This window comes from Raoultibacter phocaeensis (assembly GCF_901411515.1).
GTDB lineage: Bacteria > Actinomycetota > Coriobacteriia > Coriobacteriales > Eggerthellaceae > Raoultibacter > Raoultibacter phocaeensis.
In genome coordinates this window covers 682,756-703,812 of record NZ_CABDUX010000001.1, presented here as the reverse complement: position 1 = coordinate 703,812, position 21,057 = coordinate 682,756, and the positions used below count along the sequence as shown (strand labels likewise).

Here is a 21,057-nt window from a genome sequence, read left to right as displayed (position 1 = left end):
AAAAATGTACGGTAGCTGTCCCGTGCGCCGCTCTTTATTGCATCCGCTCGATGTAGGCGGTGATGACGGCTACAGCATCGTCGGCAACGGCCATCTTGCCGCTGTTGATGCAGAGGTCGTAGTTGTTTGCACCGCCCCATTTCTTATCGGTGAAGTAGCGGTAGTAGTGCGCGCGGTCCTTGTCGATCTTCGCGATGCGCGCTTTAGCCTCGTGCTCGTCGATGGCGTTGCGGCGCATGACGCGTGCGATGCGGTTTTCCATCGGGGCGCAGACGAACACGCTCACGAGGCCGGGGTATGCTGCGAGGATCGAATCGGCGCTACGTCCCACGATCACGCACGGGCCTTCATCGGCTGCGGTTCGGATCGACTCGATCTCGGCAGCGTGGATGGCCGCTGCAATGGGTTGATCGAGATCGGCGCCGGTAAGAAACCGGTTCGGCGTGAACAGGAAACGGTTGACGACCTTCTCATCGTGGGCTTTCACCACGTCATCCGAAAGGCCGCTCTTCTGCACGATGCGGTTGATGAGTTCTTTGTCGTAGTACGCGATGCCAAGCGTTGCCGCGAGATTCTCGCCTATCTCGCGGCCGCCGCTTCCGTATTCGCGGCTGATGGCAATGACGAGGTTGTCGTTCATAATCGATATCCTTCCGATGTGATCGTATTAGGATACCGCAGTTGTCAAGCAAGCGCATGGTTGTCATGCACCCGTTGCGCCCTGAACCCGTTGATGTGCCTTTTGCGGCTGCGGATCGCAAAAGCAATGCAGTGCGGCCGTTCATGTGATACTATAGCGCGTCGCACTCATTTCAGTTTGCGTGATAGTTTCCGAAAGCGACGCGAAGCAGGACAGCATGTCAGAACCAGAAAGCATACAACAACAAGCCAAGCAATCACCCGACCGCCTCGGCACGATGAAGATCGGAAAACTTCTGCTGGAGTTCTCCATTCCGGCGATCATCTCGATGATATTCAACTCGCTGTACAACGTCGTCGACACGGCGTTTTTGGGCCATGCCGTCGGCGATGTGGGCATCGCGGTCACCACGCTCGCGCTGCCTGTCATGACCATCCTCATGGGCTTTTCGATGCTCGCCGGTCAAGGCGGCAACGCGCTCACGGCCATTCAGCTCGGCGAAGGCCGCAAAGATCTGGCCGAGAAGACGCTTGGCAATTCGGCCACGCTGCTCATCGGCATCGCTGCTATTGTTGCGGTATCGGCGATCGTCTTCATCGATCCGCTCTTGATGGTGATCGGCACTCCTTCCGACCTTGTCGGTCCGACGAAGGCGTTCGTGCAGATCATCTGTTTCGGGTTCATCTTCCAATCGCTCGGTATGGGCCTCAACAACTTCCTGCGTACTGCGGGCAAGCCTAACCTCGCCCTGTATACGATGGTGTTCGGCACGACCATGTGCATCGTGCTCAACTACTTCTTCGTCATGCTGTTCGGCTGGGGCGTCGAGGGAAGCGCGGTCGCCACGATCCTCGGCCAGGGATGCGGCATGGTGCCAGTCATCTGGTACTTCATCATGAATAAGAACGCCGCTTTCAAGCTGCGTCTTTCGTGCATGGTGCCCGACGTGCGGCTCATGGGCAAAATCCTCTCGCTCGGCCTCGCATCGTTTGTCATGCAGGTTGCAGCTACCGCGGTAACCGTCGTGCTCAACCAGCTGCTTGCGATTTACGGCGCACAGGATCCGCTGGGGGCGGAAGGTGCACTTGCGGCCATTGGCGCTGCTAACAAAGCGATCATGTTCGCCATCATGCCGGTTATCGGCCTCATCATGGGTTCGCAGCCGATTATCGGGTACAACTACGGTGCCAAGAACTGGCAGCGCGTGCTCGATACGCTCAAGTGGGCGAGCGTGTGGGCGACGGGCCTCACGATCTTCTTCTGGGTGCTCGTGCACGTGATACCCGGCCCCATCATCGGCGTGTTCGGCATTTCGGGCGACCTCGAGGAATTCGCGATCACCGTACTCAAACTCGACACGCTCGTGCTTCCCGTGGTGGGCTTCCAGATCGTCGGCTCGAGCTACTTCCAATCGAGCGGCCAGCCGCTGAAATCGGCCATTCTCGAAATGACCCGCCAGGTGATCTACCTGATTCCACTCTACATCATCTTCCCGATGGTGTTGCCGGGGCTGGGCTGGGGCATATCGGCGCTCGTGGCGATCGTCGTTGCCGTGCCGACGGCCGATTTCCTCGCGTTCATCACCACAGTGTTCTTCGTGGCGCGCGAAGTGAAGAAGCTCAGACGCAAGCGCGACGAAGCAAGGGATGCGGTGCAGGCGGTTGCCGCACGGCTGTAAGGAGAGCACAGAGGTAAGGAGAGCACAGAGGGACGGTCCTTTTGTGTTCTCCTTTTGTGTCATCCCGCCTGCAATGAAGTCATGCGTTCGATATAAGCGAATCGATGTTGTTAACTTTTCTTAATTCTGTTTCAGCAATCTTAAGCGTCCCATGAATTGAAAACCTCCCAAAGCCCTCGCATAATAAATCGCGCAATCGTGCTGAGCTCGCCCGGGTAGCGGGCCTTCGATGCACAACAAGACGAGAAACGAAACAGGGAGGAATTATGGGGAAGATTCTCGATTCCACCATCGGCGGCGATATCAGCCGAAGGAAATTCTTGGCGATCTCCGCAGGAGCGGCGGCCCTAGCCGGGACGGGTCTTGCGGGATGCAGCCCGAAGAAGGAAAGCGAAACGACGGTGACCGAGCACACCGATCCCATCGACGCCGAAGAGGGCGCTACGTGGGTGACCGCCGCCTGCTGGCATAATTGTGGCGGTCGATGCCTGAACAAGGCGCTCGTAAAAGACGGCGTGGTTCTGCGCCAGAAAACCGACGACACGCACGAGGACAGCCCGGACTACCCGCAGCAGCGAGCATGCCAGCGCGGCCGTTCGCAGCGCATGCAGGTGTTCGGCGCCGATCGTTTGAAGTACCCCATGAAGCGAAAGAACTGGAGCCCCGAAGAGCCCCATGGCGAGCTTCGCGGTGAAGACGAGTGGGAGCGCATCAGCTGGGACGAAGCCTACGAGCTCGTCGCCACCGAGATCAAGCGTATCTACGATACCTACGGACCCGAATCGGTGTTCGTGCTCGGCGGCTCTGAGCTTCCGCGCGTGTTCCAGCTCATGGGAGGCTACACCCCAAGGTGGGGCCAAGTATCCTGGGGCGCATGGCCCGATGCGTACGCGATGGTAACCGGCAGCCCCGGGTATTCGTCGGATGCTCCCGACCGCCTGACGCTGCGCAAGCAGAAGCTCGTCATCCTTTGGGGAGCGAACCCCGCCAACTCGAGTGCAGGCAATCCCACGTACAACTACCTGCAGGCTAAAAAGGCGGGCACAAAGTTCGTCGTCATCGATCCGCGGTACAACGAAACCGCCGAAGCGCTCGATGCCCAGTGGATTCCGATCCGTCCCTCAACCGATACGGCGATGATCCTCGGCATGATCAACCACATCATCTCGCAGGGGCTTCACGACCAGGAGTACCTCGACACATACTGCGTCGGTTTCGACAGCGAGCATATGCCCACAGGCGAGTACCCCGAGTACACGTACAAGCCGCTTGAGCGCAACGAGTTCACCTTCGCCTCCGAGCCTGCAGATCCCTCCCAGAACTTCCGCGATTACGTGATGGGCGAGGGCGCGTTTGCGGCGGAAGGCGCCAAAACACCCGAATGGGCTGCCGAAATCTGCGGCGTCGATGCCGAGACGATCAAACAGCTTGCCGAGGAATACGCGACCACCAAGCCCGCGACGATCTTCGCCGGCGGCGCCCCCGCACGCATCAACGAGGGCGAATGCTTGCCCCATGCGATGCTCGCACTCGGCATGGTATGCGGCCAGATCGGTCGCGACGGCGCATCGGTCAGCGGAACCATGCACAATTCCGCCTCCAACGGCGGCGGCGCGCTTGTGTCGCCGGGCGGTGCGGGCGTCAAGGTCGAACTCCCGGCTAATCCGTTTCCCCAAAAGCAGTATGCACTCAACAACGGTGAGATGTGGAACGCCATCCTCAACGGTTCGCATACGATGTATAAGGGCGAAACGCGCGATGTGAACATCCAGATGATCTATCAGGGCATGGGCGGCGCACTCAACCAGCGTCAAGCCATGACCCAGGGCATCGAAGCTCACAAAAAGGTAGAGTTCGTGCTGACGATGAACTACGTGCTCAACACGAGCGCCAAGTACGCCGATGTCGTACTGCCGGTTACGACCGAATGGGAACGCCCTGGCACCCTACTTACGGGCAACCGTGAAATCCTCATCTACGGCCAGCACATCACCGATCCTTTGTACGAGGCTAAAAGCGACCAGGAAATCGCCATCGGCATTGCCGAGAAACTCGGCTTCAAGGCCGAAGAAGTGTACGATATCGACGAGACGCAGCAGCTGTTCAACAAGCTTGCAGGCTGCACGGTGCTCGGGTCTGACGGTGCAACGAAGGAGCCGCTCCTCACCATCACCCAAGAGGACATCGAAAGCATGGGCGTGACCGGCGAGCCGCAAGAGGGCAAGATCACGCTCGCGGAGTTCACGGAGCGCGGTATCTACCAGGTCGAACGAACCGATGGCGATGCGTACACGAACCTCCCGTTCGCCAAGTTCATCGAAGATCCTGCGGCCAATCCGGTTGCCACGGCAAGCGGGAAGTTCGAGATCTGCTGCCAATCGCTTTCGGCTTACATCGATCATGTGGGCTTCAGCGAGAAGGATCCGCTGCCGAAGTACGTCCGTGTGACCGAGGGCTACGAAGACGGCATCGAGAACGACCGTCCCTACCAGCTGCTCACTCAACATTACCAGCGCCGTTCGCATCACGTGTTCGATAACGTGAACTGGCTGCGCGAGGCATGGCCGCAGGAACTGTGGATCAACGCCTCCGATGCTGCCGAGCTCGGTATCGAAAACGACGATCCGGTGCGGCTCTCGAGCCCCTATGGCTCGGTCGTGCGTCCGGCGTTCGTTACGCAGCGCATCATGCCGAAGACGATCGGTCTCGGGGAGGGCGCTTGGGCCGAACTGAATGCAGACGGCGACGACATCGCAGGAGCCACCAATACGCTCTCTTCGCCGATTCCGACCGGCCAAGGCCACACCGGATTCAATTCGAACAACTGCATCATCGAAAAGTACACAGGCGAGCTTGACCCCGACTGCGAATGGCCGCAGCGAGTCATCTTCGAATAGGCCGGGAGGAGTACAACCATGGCACAGATGGGATTTTATTTCGATCAGACCGCCTGCATCGGCTGCAAGACGTGTCAGATCGCATGCAGGGATAAAAACGCCCTGTACAAGACCGGCGAGATCTTTCGCACTGTCGACACGGTCGAAGTGGGCCAATACCCCTCGGTCCGCTACTATAGCGTTTCGGTTTCATGCAATCATTGTGCGATGCCGGCTTGCGTGGCAAATTGTCCGTCGGGGGCGATGTACAAAGATGAGGAAACGGGCGTCGTGCTTCACGACGACGACATGTGCATCGGTTGCGAAACGTGCGTGAGCGCATGCCCGTACAGCGAGCCGGTGTATATGGAAGACGAGGGCATCGTGAGCAAGTGCGATTCGTGCTATGCGCTTCGCGCGAAAGGCGAGAGCCCGGCGTGCGTAGCGGCATGTCCTATGCGTGCGCTTGACTTCGGCGACCTAGAGGAGCTGAAAGCGAAATACGGCAACGATCTCGTATCCGACGTCAACGGGCTTCCCGATTCTTCGCAGACCACACCGAGCCTGCTCATAAGTCCGCGCGATATCGCGGTGCAGTAAACCGTAAAATCAAGCAGCCCCCTGATCCGCCCGTGTTGTATCATAGCCACGGGGTCAGGGGGCTTTGCTGCATGAGGGGACCGAAGACGATCCTGCAAACGAGCATCTTCGGGATGCAGGTAATCGATGGGAGTGAGACGATGGAAGCTACCGTATGGGACGTGGTGTTTGTTGCGCGGATGTATCTCTACCGTGCGTTTCAGACCGTGTTCGGCGACGAACCGACCGAAGCGTTGCTCGAGACGCTGTTCTCGGATGTAACCGATGATGCCCTCGACTGTTTCAGGGGTGCCGAATCGGGAGCGCTCGAAAGCGCGATATGCGATCTCGGTGAGCTGAAGAATCGGTTCGAGCGCGATAAGGCCGGATTCCTTGAGAGGGCGAAGCGCGACTTTGCCCATGTGCTCGTAGGGCCTCACGAGCTGAAGGCACCCCCGTGGGAGTGCGTGTACCTAACGAAAGAACGGGTGCTGTTCCAAGAGGCCACGCTGAAAGTTCGCGAGGCGTATCGCAGCGAGAATATGCTGCCGAGCCAGTATCCGCGCGTGTCCGACGACCACATCGCCATCGAACTCGACTTCATGGCGAAGCTTTCCGAAAAGAGCTGTACGGCGCTCGAGGCGAAAGATCGGGAAGAATGCCAAAGGCTGCTTGCCGTCCAGCGCTCGTTTGTCCGCGAGCATCTGCTTGCATGGGTGAGCGCCTATGCTGCGGATGTTGCCGAAGACGCACCGGGATCGCTGTACGCCTGCGCAGGTTCGCTCATGGCGGCGTTTCTCCCAGTTGATGACCAGGTGCTCGGCGAACTGCTCGATGATGAGGCTTGCGGGTAATCGTTTCGGTTAGATGATCGAACAGTGGTTCGTTTCGGGTGGGTTCGCATGAGCAAAGCGGGTGATTCGTGATGAAGAACATGAAGCTTCGCGGGAAGACTACGATCGTGCTGATCGTGCTTCTGGTGGTGTCCGTTGCCCTCAACGTTGCCTGGAGCGATATGACCCAACGCGAACAGGCTGAGGCCGAGATGCTCGAAAAGGCGCGCATCCTTGGTAGCGAGATGGATGCTGTCTGGGAGTTCATGGACATGAATCAGGCGCGCATCGACACCGATTCCGACGGGACCTACAATTTCAAAGGGCTGTACTGCGCCATTGCAGGCAAGAGCATCGCCAAGATTCTCGAGCGCGATACGAACTACGTCATCCGTTACACCAATCAGGACCCGCGCAAGAAAGCCTCGATGTCCGACGAGTACGAAGCCGATGCCATCCGTATGTTCAAGGACGGCACAGCGAGCGAGAAGTACGGCATCGAAACGTTCGAAGGCCAAGAGGTGTTTCGCTACGTTTCTCCAATCTACCTCGAAGAATCGTGTCTCGATTGCCATGGTGACCCTGCGGGCGAGCTCGATGTGACGGGCTATCCTAAGGAGGGTATGGATGTCGGCGATCTTATCGGCGTCACGAGCATCATCATGCCGATCGATATCTACATGTCGGGAATCCAGGATAACGTTACCCGCCAGATCGGGTATTTCTCATTCATTATAATCATGGTGATCCTTGCCGTGTATTTCCTCATCACCCGCATGATCACGCATCCGCTCACGCAGGTCGAGGATGCCGTCGAACAGATCGAAGGCGGCAACTTCGAGGTAAACCTCGAAAGCATTCAGGCGAACGGCGAGATCAAAGACCTTGCGATGAAATTCGATTTCATGGCTGCCGAACTGCGCGATCTGTACAGCAACCTCGAGCGGCAGGTCGAAGTACGTACCGCTCAGCTCGAATCTGCCAACGAAATGCTCGAAGAGCAACGAAGCCAGCTTGCGAAAGTCAACGAAGAGCTGCAAGCGGAAAACCAGTACCAGTCCGACTTCCTTGCGATCATGAGCCACGAGCTGCGCACCCCGCTCACTTCGATCATCGCATTCACGGAGATATGGCAGAGCGCGAATGCCGCACGCAGTGACGACGAAGCGGCAGCGGTGAGAGAGGTCAAGGAGAACGGCCAGCTACTGTTGCAGATGGTGAATAACATACTTGAGATGGCACGGGTCGAGGCGGGCCGAACGGAGCTGATCGTCGAACCGTTCGACATGATGGATCTGATCGGCCTTGTGGAGCGGAGCCTCGGATTCCTTGCCGAACAGCGTTCGATCGAGCTGACCGCCGTCGTGCGCCCCGACGTTCCGATCATCAATGCCGACTGGGAAAAGATCAGGCGAATCGTGGAGAACCTTGTTTCGAACGCCATCAAGTTCACACGCAAGGGTGGCCATGTTCGCATCGAAGTGAAGTACGATCGGGTGCGTGAGCAGCTTTCCATCGAGGTATCCGACGATGGCGTCGGCATCAAGGAAGAGCACCTTTCGGATATTTTCGAACGGTTTACGCAAAGCGACAAATCGTCGTATCGCCGCTACGGCGGCAGCGGGCTTGGACTGGCAGTTGTCAAGGAGCTCGTAGAGATGCACCACGGGAGCATCGAGGTGCACAGCGTGTACAAAAAAGGGAGCACGTTCACCGTGTTCATCCCGACGGGCAACGAAAAGGAGTAGCGCGTGGCAAAGATCCTTTTAGCCGATGACGAGCCGAGCATGCTGAATCTGATCCGCCGTATTGTGGTGGGGGGCGGATACGAGTTCTGCTATGCAGCCGATGGGGACGAGGCGATCGAGGTGTATCGGCAAGAGCAGCCCGATCTCGTCATCCTCGACGTCATGATGCCGAAGCTCGACGGATTCCAAGTATGCCAAGCGCTGCGAAGCGAAGGTGCCATCATTCCGATCGTGTTCTTGACGGCGAAGGGAGATATCGTCGACAAAGGGGCGGGTTTCAACGTCGGCGGCGATGATTATCTCGTAAAACCGTTCGATCCGGAGGAACTGCTGCTGCGCATCGATGCCCATCTCAAACGCAACGAGCGCATCATGCCCAAACAGCAAGGCGACTGCGTGATGCTTGAGGGGCTTGAATTCGATACCAAGCGATCTCGCGTAACCATCGAGGGGAAGCGCATTGACTTCACGCCCAAGGAATTCCAGATTCTGTTCTTGCTCGCGAGCCATCCGGGCGAAGTGTTTACCCGCGAACAGCTCATCGAGGCGGTGTGGGGGGAGGAGTTTGTCGGCGAGACATCGAGCTTGCCCGTGTTCATACGCAAAATCCGGGAGAAAATCGAAGAGGACCCCTCGCATCCGGTGTATCTGCAAACCGCGTGGCGCTCAGGGTATCGTTTCGGGAACTAAACGCTCATGCGGAAACGCTTCGATAAATTCGTTTAGCCCGCAGCCGCGGCGGGCACGCTTTGCGAAGCTCCTGTGAGTTTCGGTGCAGCGAAGCGGGCGCATCCGTTTCACGTCCGTTGAACGCTTATGCGAACATATGATCCTTTTTGTGCTATGCTCGAAGGCTAAGGCCGCTATCGAATGACAGGAAGCCATGAGCGAGGACCGCACCTATGTATGCATCGACCTGAAGACGTTTTACGCTTCGGTAGAGTGCGTTGCGCGCGGACTCGATCCTTTTGCCACCAACCTCGTCGTAGCCGATCCTGAACGCACGCAAACCACCATCTGCCTCGCTATCACTCCTGCCATGAAAGACCTCGGAATTCGCAACCGCTGCAGGTTGTTCGAAATCCCCGAAGGCGTGCGCTACATCACGGCCAAGCCGCGCATGCGCCACTACATGGAGGTCTCGGCCGACATTTACGGCATCTATCTGCGCTACGTCAGCGCCGAAGACATACACGTGTATTCGATCGACGAATGCTTCATCGATGCGACCCCGTACCTCTCGCTATATGACGTGACGGCGCGGGAGTTCGCTGGCATGCTCATGAACGCAGTCTTCACCGAAACGGGCATTTGCGCGACGGCAGGGGTGGGAACGAACCTGTTTCTGGCGAAGGTCGCGCTCGACATCACGGCAAAGCACGCAAGCGACAACATCGGGTATCTCGATCAGGCTGAATTCGAGCGGCTCATTTGGGATCATCAGCCGATTACGGATATCTGGAATATAGGCCCTGGCACCGCGAAGCGCCTCGCAAAGTTCGGGGTGCACGATCTACGCGGCGTATGTCGGCTCGACGAAAGCGTTCTGTACTCGGAGTTCGGCGTAAACGCCGAGTATCTGATCGATCACGCTCACGGCATCGAGCCGTGCACCATCGCCCAGATCAAGGCCTACGAGCCGCAGGGGCGATCGATGTCGAACGGGCAGGTTCTACCTGGCGACTACACCTACGATGAAGCGCTCGTGGTGCTGAAAGAGATGGTTGATCAGCTTGTGCTCGAACTGGTAGAAAAGAGTCTTGTTGCCGAATCGATCTCGCTTTCGGTCGGTTACGCACGCGAGACCGCATCGGAGGATCGCGGAGAAGAACAGGCCTTCCAGGGCGAGCATGGCAAACGAACAGGATGGGGCGCTGGTTCGCGGACAGGCGGTACGCGCAAACTCCATGAGCGAACGAATTCCCTGAAACGGCTTCTTCCTCGTTTTGAAGAGCTGTTTGCCGATACGACCGATCGTGCGAAGCCCATTCGTCGTATCCATGTGGGATTCGGGTCGATTCTGTCCGAAGATTTCGCTACGGTCGATCTGTTCACCGACATCGAAGCCGAGGCGCAGGAGCGAAGCTTGCAGAACACGGTTCTCGCCGTCAAAGACCGTTTCGGCAAGAACGCGCTTGTGCGGGGTACGAGCCTTACCGAGAAAGCAACTGCGCGCGAGCGCAACGAGCAGGTGGGAGGTCATCATGCGTGACGACCGCGCCGACCGCGCCCAGCAATTCATACCGTTCGCCGCATTGAAGGGCTACTACGATCTTGTACGCCAACGTGAACGCACGCCTGAACCGCGGCGCGAGCAAACCGAAGAGCATGCGCTGCGGTTGTCGCGTAAGCTCGCACAGGTGCGTAAAGGCTCTATGGTTGCCGTCACGCACTACGACAAGGACGCTTACTTGACTACGCGAGGGATCGTGACGGACATCGATACCGTTTTCCGCACGCTCACCGTGGTGAAAAAGCGCATGGCGTTCGAAGATATCCTCGATATCGAAGGAGAAGGCATTGCGGAGGACGAGGAGTACTAAGCGAAGATCAAAACCCTTGTTTTTCGAGCACGATGGAAAGGAATTCCTCGAAGGTGATGACGCCGACGAAATCGGTCCGAGGATAGTCTTTGTGATACGGTTCGGGAACGACCAAGGTCAAATGATGTTCGTGCATTTCCTTGAGCTGATTGGGCGACACCCCTTGCTGAAGGGTAAACAAATACTTCTCTTCGATCCTATCGGCTTCGTTGATCACCTGTCTCCATCGATCCTTGCAGGTGGTTTTTGCTCCAAGAAACGTCAGTCGTTCGGCAGGGAACTCAGGATCGTGATATGCCTCCTCTGAAGGAAAAATGAAATCCGGTCTTTTGTTCAGCTCCGTGACAGCTTGCTCTTTGAATTTGATGCACCTATCGTTAAAAATGGCTTTCAAATGATGTTCAAGCGATTTTCCTGCACGAGACTTGCGTCGATTAGTTATTTCCAAGCCGATTTTGACGAAGGCCTCAAGGCTTTCCGTAGGCTCAAGCAAGAGAAATTCGTAATGAACCTCTTCGATTCGGCGGAACAGCTTGTATTCCGCATCGATCCATCTGATGATCGTTTCATCAGCAGTGAGGCAAACGTCTTCCCCCCGAAGTATCGCTTCAATTTCTTGGGCTGAACGAGCCATGGTCTGTGTATCGGGAAAATCGGTGCCAAAAGCCTTGATGTAAACGGTAAACGGATCTTTTGAGCCTTCGCCATCTTTTGCTGCCTCGTTTTTTATCAAGCAATTAACTTCAGTAGGAGAAATCGAAAAAGCATCAAGAAAACCTTGGATGCTGTCGTCATCCGATAGAACATATGCGTAGTACTTCTCGTCGTTTTCCTTACAAATGACGAGAAGGTCGCCTGTGTGATCGGGCTTTAGTAGCGTGAAGCCACGACCGAATTTCGTTATTCGATATTCGTTTCGGGTTCCCTGCCCATAGTAGATGAAACGGCTTTTAGTGCTGGATTCTTCATTCCATAAGATCTCCGCTTTGCGATCCCGATTCGTTCCCTTTTCGAAAAGCTCGTCGAAGATCAACGGCACACTTGATTTTGGGATATAGATGCCGCACTGATGACCGCCAGTGAGCCCTGTATCGTTGGGAGACAAGAATTTTGCAAATACGATGCTCGATAGCACCGTCCTATCGATTGCCAGAGCGAGAAGATCGTTATTCACCGGTGTTCTCCAACTCCTTGAGCTTGGCGCTGATAAGCTTTGCCACTTGGGCAATAAGGGGAACGACTACCGAGTTTCCAAACTGCTTGTAGGCTTGCGTATCCGAAACGACGATTCTGTATTCATCAGGATACCCCTGGAGTCGTGCACATTCTCTCGGAGTAAGTTTTCGTGGGTTCTTCCCTTCTTGGGGAATGAGGATTTCTGATCCGTCCTTATAGTATCGTGCGCTCAAAGTCCTCGTAGTTCCTTCAAGATTGGGCATTCCGTAGCCAAACCCGTTACCTTTCGCTCTGTGCTTTTCCGCATAGTTTTGTAGGTAACACCACAATTTGTCTGAGAGTGTGTACCGATCTACATCGGTGGTTTCTAATATGTCTTTGAGAACAGGTGCTTTTTTTGGGCGACTAATATTAAACGTAAACTCGATGCTGTCCCCGTAGCGCCTTTTGTCGAAGCCCACGATGAGGATTCTTTCTCTGTGTTGGGGAACGAGTCCCTTTCCGTCGATGACATCAACGAACAGTTCATAATCAAGGTTCCGAAGCGTCTGCTCGATGATGCACCATGTGGTCCCTTTGTCATGACTTCTGAGATTCTTAACGTTTTCTAGCATAAATGATTTCGGTCTTTTGGCTTCAATGATGCGCGCGACGTCGAAGAACAAGGTACCTTGGGTCTTGTCGAGGAAGCCCGTTTCTTTTCCAAGGCTTTTTTTCTTGGATACTCCTGCAATGGAGAAAGGTTGGCAAGGAAATCCTGCGACCAAAATATCGTGATTCGGTATTTCAGTTTCGAGGACTTTTGTTATGTCGCCGTGAGGTGTTATACCGAAATTATGCCGATACTGTATTTGGCAGTACTTATCCCACTCGGAAGAATATACGCATCTTCCGCCAGCTTCTGAGAATGCAAGATGCATACCGCCTATTCCGGCGAATAGATCGATGAAGTCAAACGCATATTCGCCATTGTCCGCCTGTGCGAAAGGGGCTTCGGGTTCAAGATCCTGAACGGCGTACAGGTAGATATCTGCCGGTGTCGATTCTCCCGTTTCCCAGCGACGGACGCTTCGCTCTCCGTTTCGCCCAAGTCGTAATATTTGTGCAAATTGCCGTTGGGTAAGGCCAAGTTCTTCTCTTTTTTCTTTAATTAAAACTGAAGCATTCATGAAACCTCTGGGATTTTATTCGGACAGATTGACCGCATTTTAACACATTATTATTCAAACAAAGGTAGAGAAAGTGCCTATAAGAATACCCGCACACCAATGGCATACGGGTATTACTCGGGCTATCAGAAGCGCGATTTAAGGTTTTGATAAAAGCTAGTTCTGTGTCGAGAGGAAGGTCTGCAGCGTCATCTGCTCGATCTGGTCCTGGAGCTCTTCGAGCTCGTCGAGATGCTGGTCCTCGTCGTTGAGAATTTGCACGAGGACGTCGCGGGTGGCGTAGTCGAGCACTTCTCCAGCGAGCACGATTGCCTCGTTGTAGTCCCGTACGGTGTCCATTTCGAGCGCATGGTCGTTTTGAACCTGCTCGGGAATGGCTTCGCCGATGTTGATGTCGTTGAGGTTGGAAACGATGGGCGTGCCCTCAAGGAACAGGATGCGCTCGATGAGTTTCTCGGCATGCTTCATCTCGGTGATCGCGCGGGTCTTGAAGTTTGCGCTCAGTTTGCTATAGCCCCAATCCTCGCACATTTCCGCATGCACGAAGTACTGGTTGATGCCGGTCAGTTCGCCTGCGAGCAAGTCGTTAAGCGTGTCGATGAGTTTGTCGTTTCCCTTCATGGTAAAGCTCCTTTTGTCGATGACGATGGCTGAGTAGACCGATCTGTTGGGGATCAGTAAGCGTAGCTCCTATTTTTGCAGATGAGCGTGTAGAACTACAAGGGTTGCTCTGTACCGTGGGTTTCTTGTCACGGTACTGTAACCTTTGGCGGCGCGCTTCAGGTGGCAAAGATGGTGCTGCTGGGCGAGGAGGCGGTAGCGAGCGCACGGATTTTAAGGTAGCGGGTCTCTGCGGTAAGTTCAGAAATCTCATTCATCGGTTCGGCAACCGATGCGTTGCGTGATCCTAACGAAGGCTGCACAGATTCAGATTGAGCAGAACAGTAAGGTACTATCAAACGGTTGAAAGCAGTGCATAAAGCGAGAAGGCGCGAGAGTGAACGCAAAATCACAGAAGACTTCGGAGAAGAGTAGGGCGATGTTTCCCGTGCTGCTTGGCTGTTCGTTCGTCGCTTCGTTTGGGGAAAGCATGATGAGCATCGCGCTGCCCGAAGTGGCGGACACGTTTTCCCTTACCCTCTCTATGGCGAACTGGCTTGTCACAGGATACCTCGTCGTTGCGGCTACGACAGTTACGCTTGCAGCGTTCCTGCTCAAAAGGCTAGGGCTTCGCGTCGTTTTCTTCATCGGAATCGGAGCGCTGGCTATCGGAAGCGGATTGGCCATGCTCGCCTCCGATTTCCCAACGCTCTTCGCGTGCCGTCTTATCCAGGCGGTTTGCACGGGCCTGTTCTTCCCGCTCGTTACCGGCACCATCATGGCAACGTCGCGCAAGGATCGACTCGGGTTGCACTTGGCCATGAACAGCGGGATTATCGCCTTCGGCTTGGCTATCTGCCCTGTCGTATCGGGGTTGCTGCTCACCTACGTTGGGTGGCGGGCTATGTTTGCCGTCCCGCTTGCGTTGGCTGCCGTGTTGCTGCCCCTCGGGTTTTACGTGCTGCGAGACGCCGAAAAAGGCGAGCGCGCCCGCATCGACGTTTTGAGCGCAGCGCTCAGCCTTGTCGGGTTGGGTGCGCTCATGTACGGACTGAGCGAGTTTACCCATGATGTTGTTCCGTCCGTCATTGCTCTTGGCATCGCCGCCGTTGCGATAGCCCTGTTCGTTTGGCGTCAGCTTGCTTCTCGATCACCGCTTTTGAATCTTCGCCCGCTCGGACATCCGAGGTTTGCAGTGGGGCTTCTGATGGTTATGGTCGGCACCATGACCTCGTTTTCGCTGAGCGTACTGCTTCCTTTGTACTTCGAGGGGGCAATCGGGCACACGGCCTTTTTTGCCGGCTTGCTTTTGCTCGGCCCTGTGCTGGTCAACGCGGTGTGCTCGCTTTTGGGTGGGAGGCTGTTCGATCGTCGCGGTGTTTGGCCGATGCTTCCGATGGGGTTGGGTTTGGTGCTTGCGGGGTTGGCCGGAGTGTTCGTCTCGGCAGAACACATGCGGGTTGATCTGGTTGTTGCGGCAAGCGCCGTTTCGTACGCAGGTCTCGGGTTCGTGGTCACGCCTGCGAAAACGGCGGCGCTCGATCACCTGCCCGCCGAGCTGTACGCGCACGGCGCCTCTATCAATTCGACGTTCGTGCAAATCGCTTCGGCACTCGGTCCATCGCTGTTCGTCGGAGTCCTGTCCGCGGACGTGCTGCGGGAAACTGCGGCGGGTTTGTCTAAGGCCCACGCGTATGCGCTGGGTTTTTCGCATACGCTCACGATTGCGATCGGCATCTCGCTGGTCGGTTTGATTATCGCGCTTTTCTATGCGCACGCATTGAGGAAGAAGCCAGGGCGCTAATCCTCGATGCCCCAAATCTTTTTCAGCTCACGGTTGATTTCGTTTGCGTTCGGAGGTATGCCGACGTCGCGGGGCAGAGGCGCTTTCTTGTCGCGCGCTTTCTTGGGCTTGGCGTCTGCAAACAGGCGCTCGGCGGGAAGGATGTCCACCCCGTGAGGGGCGGCAGAACGGCAGCGGTTTGCAAGCTCATTGTCTGAGGTCACAATGCCGATGCGCTCGGTTGCGCGGCGCACCTTCGCAACGATCGCATCGTCGGCGGTGGGAAGGCGCGTATACTCGGAATCCCGATGCGCTGCTCCGGTGGGGTTCACGGTACCGATTCCCCCGGAGGCGTCCCAGATGATCGTGTACGTTGCTTTCCCGAGAAGCACGGAGCTTTTGATGCGTAGGCGGCTTTCGAGTTCGAGCCGCTGTTCTTCAAGGAGAAGGTTTTTGGTGGCGGGATCGCGGCGAGTAACGTTGTAGCCGTCTATAAGGTAGTGCATGCTGTGTCCGTTCGTCGGTTCGTGCGCGCGCATCGGTTCCAGTAGGGAAAGGCTGCAAACAGGTCAAGGCTTGCGTACCATGGTATCATGCAACAAAACGTGCCGCAGCTAATGTAGGGCGGGAGTCTATTCGACGGGAGACGATCTGATGTATCGAATGAGCGACGAAGAGTTCGAAGCCGTCATCGAAGAAGCGCTCGATTCGATCCCCGAAAAGTTCATCGAGGCGCTCGAGAACGTGGCGATCGTCATGGAAGACGAGCCCGACGACTACCACCTCGAAACGCTCGAATCCCCCGATTCTTTGGGAGCGTCCTATTGTGACGACGAGCTTTTAGGCCTGTACGATGGCATTCCTCTTACTGAGCGGGGAGAATACTACGACGGGGACATTCCCGATGTCATCACTGTGTTCAAAGGCCCTCATGAGCGCTGCTTCGGCTCGCGCGAACAGGTGGTCGAAGAGATCGGGAAAACCGTCATCCACGAGATAGGGCACTATTTCGGCATCGACGATGCACGACTTCACGAGATGGGGTACTAGACGTGCTGCCGATGCTATAAAAGTCGCAGAATCTCCCTCGAGGATCGAATGCCGGAATGCGAAGGAAGCTTTCTATTCTGGAAGACGGACTCCTTTTTTCGGTAAGCGGGAAAAAATTCGTAAAACATGCTTGACCCTCAAGCTCCTTGGGGGTTTATCTTTCGTGCTAAGCCTGACGTCGGCTGTACTGAATTCATTATGTCAACGAGGCAACTGAATCAGAAAGGGGAACGCATGTGGCATAACGAAGCGTTGCCGGAGTTCGGAGTGCTTTCCGGTCTCAAGGTAGTCCATGCTTCATCTTCGCTAGCAGGTCCGCTGGGACCGACGATTTTTGCGGAGTACGGTGCCGACGTCGTATGGATCGAGAACGCACAAGCGCCCGATTACACGCGTACGCTGCACAACATTCAACCCGAATCGGAGCGCCGCAACCAACGTGCCGTGGGCATCAAGATAGGGTCTCCTGAAGGTCGGCAAATCGTGCTTGATCTCGTCAGGGACGCCGATGTGTTCATTGAGTCTTCGAAGGGCGGGCAGTTTGAGCGCTTTAACCTGTCGGACGATGTGATGTGGGAGGTCAACCCCAAGTTGGTTATCGCCCATATATCCGGGTACGGACAAACCGGCCTGCCCGAATACGTCAGTCGCGGAGGCTTCGATGCGACGGCTCAGGCCTTCTCGGGATACATGTGGGAGAACACGAACGGAGGGGCTACACCGCCGTATGCGGTAGGTCCGTATGTGGCCGACTACATTACGGCGCTCTGGACGGCGCTCGCCGTGCTTGCGGCAGTGCGCAAGGCCGACGAAACCGGTGTGGGCGACAGCCTCGACATCGCTCAGTACGAGCTTATGATGCGCGCATCCATCTTTTCGGTCGACTACTTCACCTTCCACAAGGAATTCCCGAAAACGGGAGAGAAGTCGATGATCGCAGGCTGGGGAGGTTTCCCCTGCAAGGACGGTAAGATCCTGTACTGCTGCTTCTCGGGAGCGAGCGTGCTCAAAAAGGTGTGCGAGTTGCTCGGTCTCGATTACGGTTCGGATTTGTTCCCGGCAGAGGTCGGTCTGTACAATGTTGAAACCGAATCAGGTAAAGCGTTTGAACGGGCCGTTGTAGACTATCTTGCAAGCAAAACCGTTGACGAGGCCGAAGCCGAAATGCTCGCTGCCGGACTGCCCGTATCGAAGGTCAACAGCTGGGAAGACGTCGAGAACAATCCACATGTTCAGGCGCGTGGCGTGATCGAGGAGTGGGAAACGGTCAAGGGCACGAAGCTCCGTGCCGTAGGGCCGCTGCCCAAATTTAAAAAACATCCTGGTCGCGTATGGCGTCCCGCACCGAGTTTCGGCGAGAACAACGAGGAGATATTAAGCGAGCTCGGCTATTCGCAAGAGCAGATCGCCGATTTCTACGATCAAGGAATCATCAATAAGGATTTCGATCTCAAACTATCCCGCTAGATTGGCGTATGCGCTGTCGGTTCCCCCGATCGGCAGCGCCGCTGCACGCACCGTATCGCTCGGGGGATACCGCTCGAAGGCTTTGGGATGAGTTTCTGTGTGGTATTGCTTTGACCTGCAACTACTTTAAAAAGGGGTATCAATGGCTGCATCAACTAAGAAGCTCCACTATGGCTGGTTGGTTATGGTGGCGTGTTGTCTCATCATGTTCATGCCGTGCTGCTTCACCTTCAATGCGGCATCGGTGTTCTACAGCTCGGTGGCCGAGGCGATGGGGGTGGGTACCGGCCAGGTTGGTCTGTACATTTCCATCGTGTACATCACCATGTTCGTAGCGCTTTTGTTCATTGGCAAACTATTCGAAAAGAAAGATGCTCGTGCCGTTCTGACGTTTTCGGTCATATGCATCGCCGTCGCCTTTCTCATCATGGCAGTTACGCCGACGATTTTCGGGTTTTACGGGGCAGGCGTTTTGCTTGGACTCGGCAACGCGGTCGTTCTCTATCTCATGGTCCCTGTGCTTATCGGGCGCTGGTTCAAGAAGAACGTCGGCCTCTTGATCGGCATCGGCATGGCCATGACCGGCATCGGCGGCATGCTGTGGAGCCCTGTTGCCACGTCTATCATTTTGTCGAGTGGCTATCAAACCGCCTACCTCATGTACGCAGTCCTCTCGGCTGTTGTTGGGATTCCGTGCGCATTGTTCATCATTCGTAGTCGCCCGAGCGATAAAGGGCTCGAGCCGCTCGGCTATGACGCTGCTGCAGAGGCGGCCGCCCAAGAAGTTGCCGCTTCCACAGCTGTAGAGGGCGTTTCGGTTCAAACCGCCCGTAAGCAACCGGCGGCGCTCATACTGATCGCCTTGTATGCCGGCCTTGTCAATCTTGGGCTGACCATGAATTTCTATCTGCCCACCTACATCAATTCGCTTACCGTATTCGGAGACGCCGCAAGCGCTGCCATCATCGGTGCGACGCTTGCGTCGGTAGTCATGTTCGGCTCGCTCATCGGTAAAGTCGTGCTTGGTTGGACGAACGACCGGAGCGTTCCCGGTTCGGTCATCTTCGGCCTGGCATCGGGCATCATCGGTCTTCTGCTTGTACTGTTCGGCGTCAACATCTCCGTATACCTGGTGTATGCGGGCGGCGCTCTGTTCGGCGTGTTCTTCGCCTCCGCTACCACCACAACACCCCAACTCACCCGGAAGGTGTTCGGCAACAAAGATTACGCGCAGATTTACTCTTATGTGACGGCCGTGTGTGCGTTCTTAGCTGCGTTCGGCTCCGCCATTTGGGGATTCATCTACGACTTTACGGGGTCTTTCTTCGCGACGTTCGCAATCGACATGGGGCTCATGGCCTTGTGCTTCGTACTCGCTTTTGCCGGCATGGCCGTCGGTAAAAAGCTTCCGCGCGAATAGCCGTTCGGCTTCGAATGCGCCCGAGGGCAACAAACGCTACCCTCGGGCGTTTCGAAGATTTTCCAAGCATGTTTTTCCAGCCGAATCCGATGTATGAGCGGATGTTGTACTCGGAAAAGCATGCGAAAGCAGGTTTCTCTCTGGTTAGGAATATAACATGGGAAGCAATGCTAAAAAACGCGTCCACTTCGGATTCTTCGTTCTGTTCGCCTGCTGCGCCATCTGTTTTTCAACGGTGACGCTGTCGTTTAACACGGTAGGCATCTTCTACGTTCCCGCAAGCGCCGAACTGGGAATTGATGCGGGTCGATTCGGCACGTACATCTCGGTCCAGTACCTTGCAATGAGCCTTGCCATGATTTTCGGGGGAAAGGTGCTGTACCGGTTTAACGCGCGTGTGGTACTTTCGGTATGCGTCGCCATGGTTTCTCTAGGGCTTCTGAGCATGTCGACGTTTACCGCTCTTTGGCAGTTCTACTGCGCTGGAGCAATTATAGGAGCGGCAAACTCGATCCTCTTATACCTGATGGTTCCGACGATGATCGACCGTTGGTTTAAAGAGCGCGTCGGTTTTTTCGTGGGCGTAGCGTTGTGCTTTACGGGTATCGGCGCCATTATCTTCAATCCTATCGGAGGTTTTTTCATCGATAGTTTCGGATGGCGAGCCGGGTATCTTGCATTCGGTCTTATCTCGGCCTGCATCGGGTTTCCGTGTGCTGCTTTCCTCATAAGAAACGCACCTGCCGACAAGGGCCTTGTGCGGTATGGCGAGAAGGCAAGCGCTCGACTAGGCAAAAGCGGGGATACCGTTCTTGAGGGCGCGACGTTCAGTCAAGCTCTACGGACACCCGTCCTGTACATGGTCGCCCTCTATGCGGGCGTAGCCGACATAGGGCTTACCCTCAACTACTATCTTCCGGCCTATGCGACTACGCTTGGGTATTCGGTGCTGGTGGTGTCGAGCATCGCATCGGCGGTTTTGGTCGGCCAACTGCTCGGCAAGCTTCTGCTCGGCTTCATCAACGACATCAGCGTAAAGGCGGGCGTATTCGCGGCTGTCACAAGCGGTATCCTCGGCATCGGCATCATGACGTTTCTCGGAGGCACGGGCCTGATCGCTTTGTACGTGGGAGCGTTTCTGTTCGGCGTGTTCTTTGCGAGCACGACGGTTACGACATCGCTTATGACGCGCGGGATCTTCGGAAGCCGCGATTACGGGCGCATCTTCTCCGTGGTTGCTACGGTGGCGAGTTTGAGCTCCGCATTCAGCTCTGCGATCTGGGGTGCCCTGATCGAGGCAACGGGTGGATACTACGCCATGCTCTATGGGGGATTGGGCGTCATGTTCATCGTGTACATAATCGGTTTCGCTGCGCTTGCCATGGGAAAGCGATCTCCTTGGGTGAACGGATCGTGCGCTGCCGAGCAGACGGTTAAGGCAGAGGGCTCTGAGGTTTCAGCCGTCGACGACGTTTCTTTGTGAGGAGCTTGTGGT

At 55.9% G+C, this 21,057-nt stretch carries 18 protein-coding genes; 13 read left to right on the top strand and 5 right to left on the bottom strand.

Annotated elements, in window-relative coordinates; translation table 11 throughout:
* Positions 1-34: 34 nt before the first annotated feature.
* On the bottom strand, positions 35-640 hold the full coding sequence (locus FJE54_RS02815; protein ID WP_139651239.1) for a cytidylate kinase-like family protein: 606 nt from the start codon (positions 638-640) through the stop codon (positions 35-37).
* A 217-nt stretch (positions 641-857) separates the two neighbouring features.
* On the opposite strand from FJE54_RS02815, the gene FJE54_RS02810 reads away from it, so the two are divergent.
* The 8 genes from FJE54_RS02810 to FJE54_RS02775 all read left to right on the top strand — a co-directional run bounded on the left by FJE54_RS02810 (position 858) and on the right by FJE54_RS02775 (position 10,897).
* Positions 858-2,318, top strand: coding sequence for an MATE family efflux transporter (locus FJE54_RS02810; protein ID WP_139651238.1), 1,461 nt, complete (start codon positions 858-860; stop codon positions 2,316-2,318).
* Positions 2,319-2,584: 266 nt separating this feature from the next.
* Positions 2,585-5,215: a molybdopterin-dependent oxidoreductase gene (locus tag FJE54_RS02805; RefSeq protein WP_139651237.1), complete on the top strand. Its 2,631-nt coding sequence runs from the start codon at positions 2,585-2,587 to the stop codon at positions 5,213-5,215.
* Between the two features lie 18 nt (positions 5,216-5,233).
* Complete coding sequence (locus FJE54_RS02800) at positions 5,234-5,794, top strand: 4Fe-4S dicluster domain-containing protein (RefSeq protein WP_139651236.1); 561 nt, start codon at positions 5,234-5,236, stop codon at positions 5,792-5,794.
* A gap of 71 nt (positions 5,795-5,865) precedes the next feature.
* The gene (locus FJE54_RS02795; protein WP_139651235.1) at positions 5,866-6,627 is read left to right on the top strand and encodes a TorD/DmsD family molecular chaperone; all 762 of its coding nucleotides are present in this window, start codon (positions 5,866-5,868) and stop codon (positions 6,625-6,627) included.
* A gap of 71 nt (positions 6,628-6,698) precedes the next feature.
* On the top strand, positions 6,699-8,354 hold the full coding sequence (locus FJE54_RS02790; RefSeq protein ID WP_139651234.1) for an ATP-binding protein: 1,656 nt from the start codon (positions 6,699-6,701) through the stop codon (positions 8,352-8,354).
* 3 nt (positions 8,355-8,357) lie between these two features.
* Positions 8,358-9,044 carry a response regulator transcription factor gene (locus tag FJE54_RS02785; protein ID WP_139651233.1) on the top strand — a complete coding sequence of 229 codons (687 nt, stop codon included), beginning with the start codon at positions 8,358-8,360 and terminating at the stop codon, positions 9,042-9,044.
* A gap of 193 nt (positions 9,045-9,237) precedes the next feature.
* Positions 9,238-10,566, top strand: coding sequence for a Y-family DNA polymerase (locus tag FJE54_RS02780; protein ID WP_139651232.1), 1,329 nt, complete (start codon positions 9,238-9,240; stop codon positions 10,564-10,566).
* Positions 10,559-10,897: a hypothetical protein gene (locus FJE54_RS02775; RefSeq protein ID WP_139651231.1), complete on the top strand. Its 339-nt coding sequence runs from the start codon at positions 10,559-10,561 to the stop codon at positions 10,895-10,897. The genes FJE54_RS02780 and FJE54_RS02775 overlap by 8 nt, the downstream gene beginning before the upstream one ends.
* 7 nt (positions 10,898-10,904) lie before the next feature.
* Here FJE54_RS02775 and FJE54_RS02770 read toward each other — a convergent pair whose 3' ends face one another.
* The 3 genes from FJE54_RS02770 to bfr all read right to left on the bottom strand — a co-directional run bounded on the left by FJE54_RS02770 (position 10,905) and on the right by bfr (position 13,863).
* Complete coding sequence (locus FJE54_RS02770) at positions 10,905-12,071, bottom strand: type II restriction endonuclease (RefSeq protein ID WP_180326521.1); 1,167 nt, start codon at positions 12,069-12,071, stop codon at positions 10,905-10,907.
* Positions 12,064-13,242, bottom strand: a complete 1,179-nt coding sequence (gene dcm, locus FJE54_RS02765; RefSeq protein WP_139651229.1) for a DNA (cytosine-5-)-methyltransferase — start codon at positions 13,240-13,242, stop codon at positions 12,064-12,066. Before dcm ends, FJE54_RS02770 begins: the two co-directional genes overlap by 8 nt.
* Positions 13,243-13,398: 156 nt before the next feature.
* On the bottom strand, positions 13,399-13,863 hold the full coding sequence (gene bfr, locus FJE54_RS02760) for a bacterioferritin (RefSeq protein ID WP_139651228.1): 465 nt from the start codon (positions 13,861-13,863) through the stop codon (positions 13,399-13,401).
* A 376-nt stretch (positions 13,864-14,239) separates the two neighbouring features.
* On the opposite strand from bfr, the gene FJE54_RS02755 reads away from it, so the two are divergent.
* Positions 14,240-15,646 carry an MFS transporter gene (locus FJE54_RS02755; protein WP_255467187.1) on the top strand — a complete coding sequence of 469 codons (1,407 nt, stop codon included), beginning with the start codon at positions 14,240-14,242 and terminating at the stop codon, positions 15,644-15,646.
* Here the strand turns inward: FJE54_RS02755 and FJE54_RS02750 are convergent.
* Entirely contained in the window at positions 15,643-16,131 is a 489-nt protein-coding gene (locus FJE54_RS02750) for an NYN domain-containing protein (RefSeq protein ID WP_180326520.1), read from the bottom strand. The two genes, FJE54_RS02755 and FJE54_RS02750, sit on opposite strands and share 4 nt — an antisense overlap.
* Before the next feature lie 157 nt (positions 16,132-16,288).
* Here FJE54_RS02750 and FJE54_RS02745 point away from each other — a divergent pair, with 157 nt between their 5' ends.
* The 4 genes from FJE54_RS02745 (at position 16,289) to FJE54_RS02730 (ending at position 21,045) form a co-directional block, all read left to right on the top strand.
* Entirely contained in the window at positions 16,289-16,675 is a 387-nt protein-coding gene (locus FJE54_RS02745; protein ID WP_255467186.1) for a metallopeptidase family protein, read from the top strand.
* A gap of 234 nt (positions 16,676-16,909) precedes the next feature.
* Entirely contained in the window at positions 16,910-18,142 is a 1,233-nt protein-coding gene (locus tag FJE54_RS02740) for a CoA transferase (RefSeq protein ID WP_180326519.1), read from the top strand.
* 142 nt (positions 18,143-18,284) lie between these two features.
* Entirely contained in the window at positions 18,285-19,562 is a 1,278-nt protein-coding gene (locus FJE54_RS02735) for an MFS transporter (RefSeq protein ID WP_139651224.1), read from the top strand.
* Positions 19,563-19,719: 157 nt separating this feature from the next.
* Complete coding sequence (locus FJE54_RS02730) at positions 19,720-21,045, top strand: MFS transporter (protein WP_139651223.1); 1,326 nt, start codon at positions 19,720-19,722, stop codon at positions 21,043-21,045.
* The last annotated feature ends 12 nt before the right edge of the window (positions 21,046-21,057 follow it).

Excerpts from the sequence above, each read along its gene's own strand:
- FJE54_RS02815 (WP_139651239.1), bottom strand. The coding sequence starts at position 640 with ATGAACGACAACCTCGTCATTGCCATCAGCCGCGAATACGGAAGCGGC.
- FJE54_RS02810 (WP_139651238.1), top strand. The coding sequence starts at position 858 with ATGTCAGAACCAGAAAGCATACAACAACAAGCCAAGCAATCACCCGAC.
- FJE54_RS02805 (WP_139651237.1), top strand. The coding sequence starts at position 2,585 with ATGGGGAAGATTCTCGATTCCACCATCGGCGGCGATATCAGCCGAAGG.
- FJE54_RS02800 (WP_139651236.1), top strand. The coding sequence starts at position 5,234 with ATGGCACAGATGGGATTTTATTTCGATCAGACCGCCTGCATCGGCTGC.
- FJE54_RS02795 (WP_139651235.1), top strand. The coding sequence starts at position 5,866 with ATGAGGGGACCGAAGACGATCCTGCAAACGAGCATCTTCGGGATGCAG.
- FJE54_RS02790 (WP_139651234.1), top strand. The coding sequence starts at position 6,699 with ATGAAGAACATGAAGCTTCGCGGGAAGACTACGATCGTGCTGATCGTG.
- FJE54_RS02780 (WP_139651232.1), top strand. The coding sequence starts at position 9,238 with ATGAGCGAGGACCGCACCTATGTATGCATCGACCTGAAGACGTTTTAC.
- FJE54_RS02775 (WP_139651231.1), top strand. The coding sequence starts at position 10,559 with ATGCGTGACGACCGCGCCGACCGCGCCCAGCAATTCATACCGTTCGCC.
- dcm (WP_139651229.1), bottom strand. The coding sequence starts at position 13,242 with ATGAATGCTTCAGTTTTAATTAAAGAAAAAAGAGAAGAACTTGGCCTT.
- bfr (WP_139651228.1), bottom strand. The coding sequence starts at position 13,863 with ATGAAGGGAAACGACAAACTCATCGACACGCTTAACGACTTGCTCGCA.
- FJE54_RS02750 (WP_180326520.1), bottom strand. The coding sequence starts at position 16,131 with ATGCACTACCTTATAGACGGCTACAACGTTACTCGCCGCGATCCCGCC.
- FJE54_RS02745 (WP_255467186.1), top strand. The coding sequence starts at position 16,289 with ATGAGCGACGAAGAGTTCGAAGCCGTCATCGAAGAAGCGCTCGATTCG.
- FJE54_RS02740 (WP_180326519.1), top strand. The coding sequence starts at position 16,910 with ATGTGGCATAACGAAGCGTTGCCGGAGTTCGGAGTGCTTTCCGGTCTC.
- FJE54_RS02735 (WP_139651224.1), top strand. The coding sequence starts at position 18,285 with ATGGCTGCATCAACTAAGAAGCTCCACTATGGCTGGTTGGTTATGGTG.
- FJE54_RS02730 (WP_139651223.1), top strand. The coding sequence starts at position 19,720 with ATGGGAAGCAATGCTAAAAAACGCGTCCACTTCGGATTCTTCGTTCTG.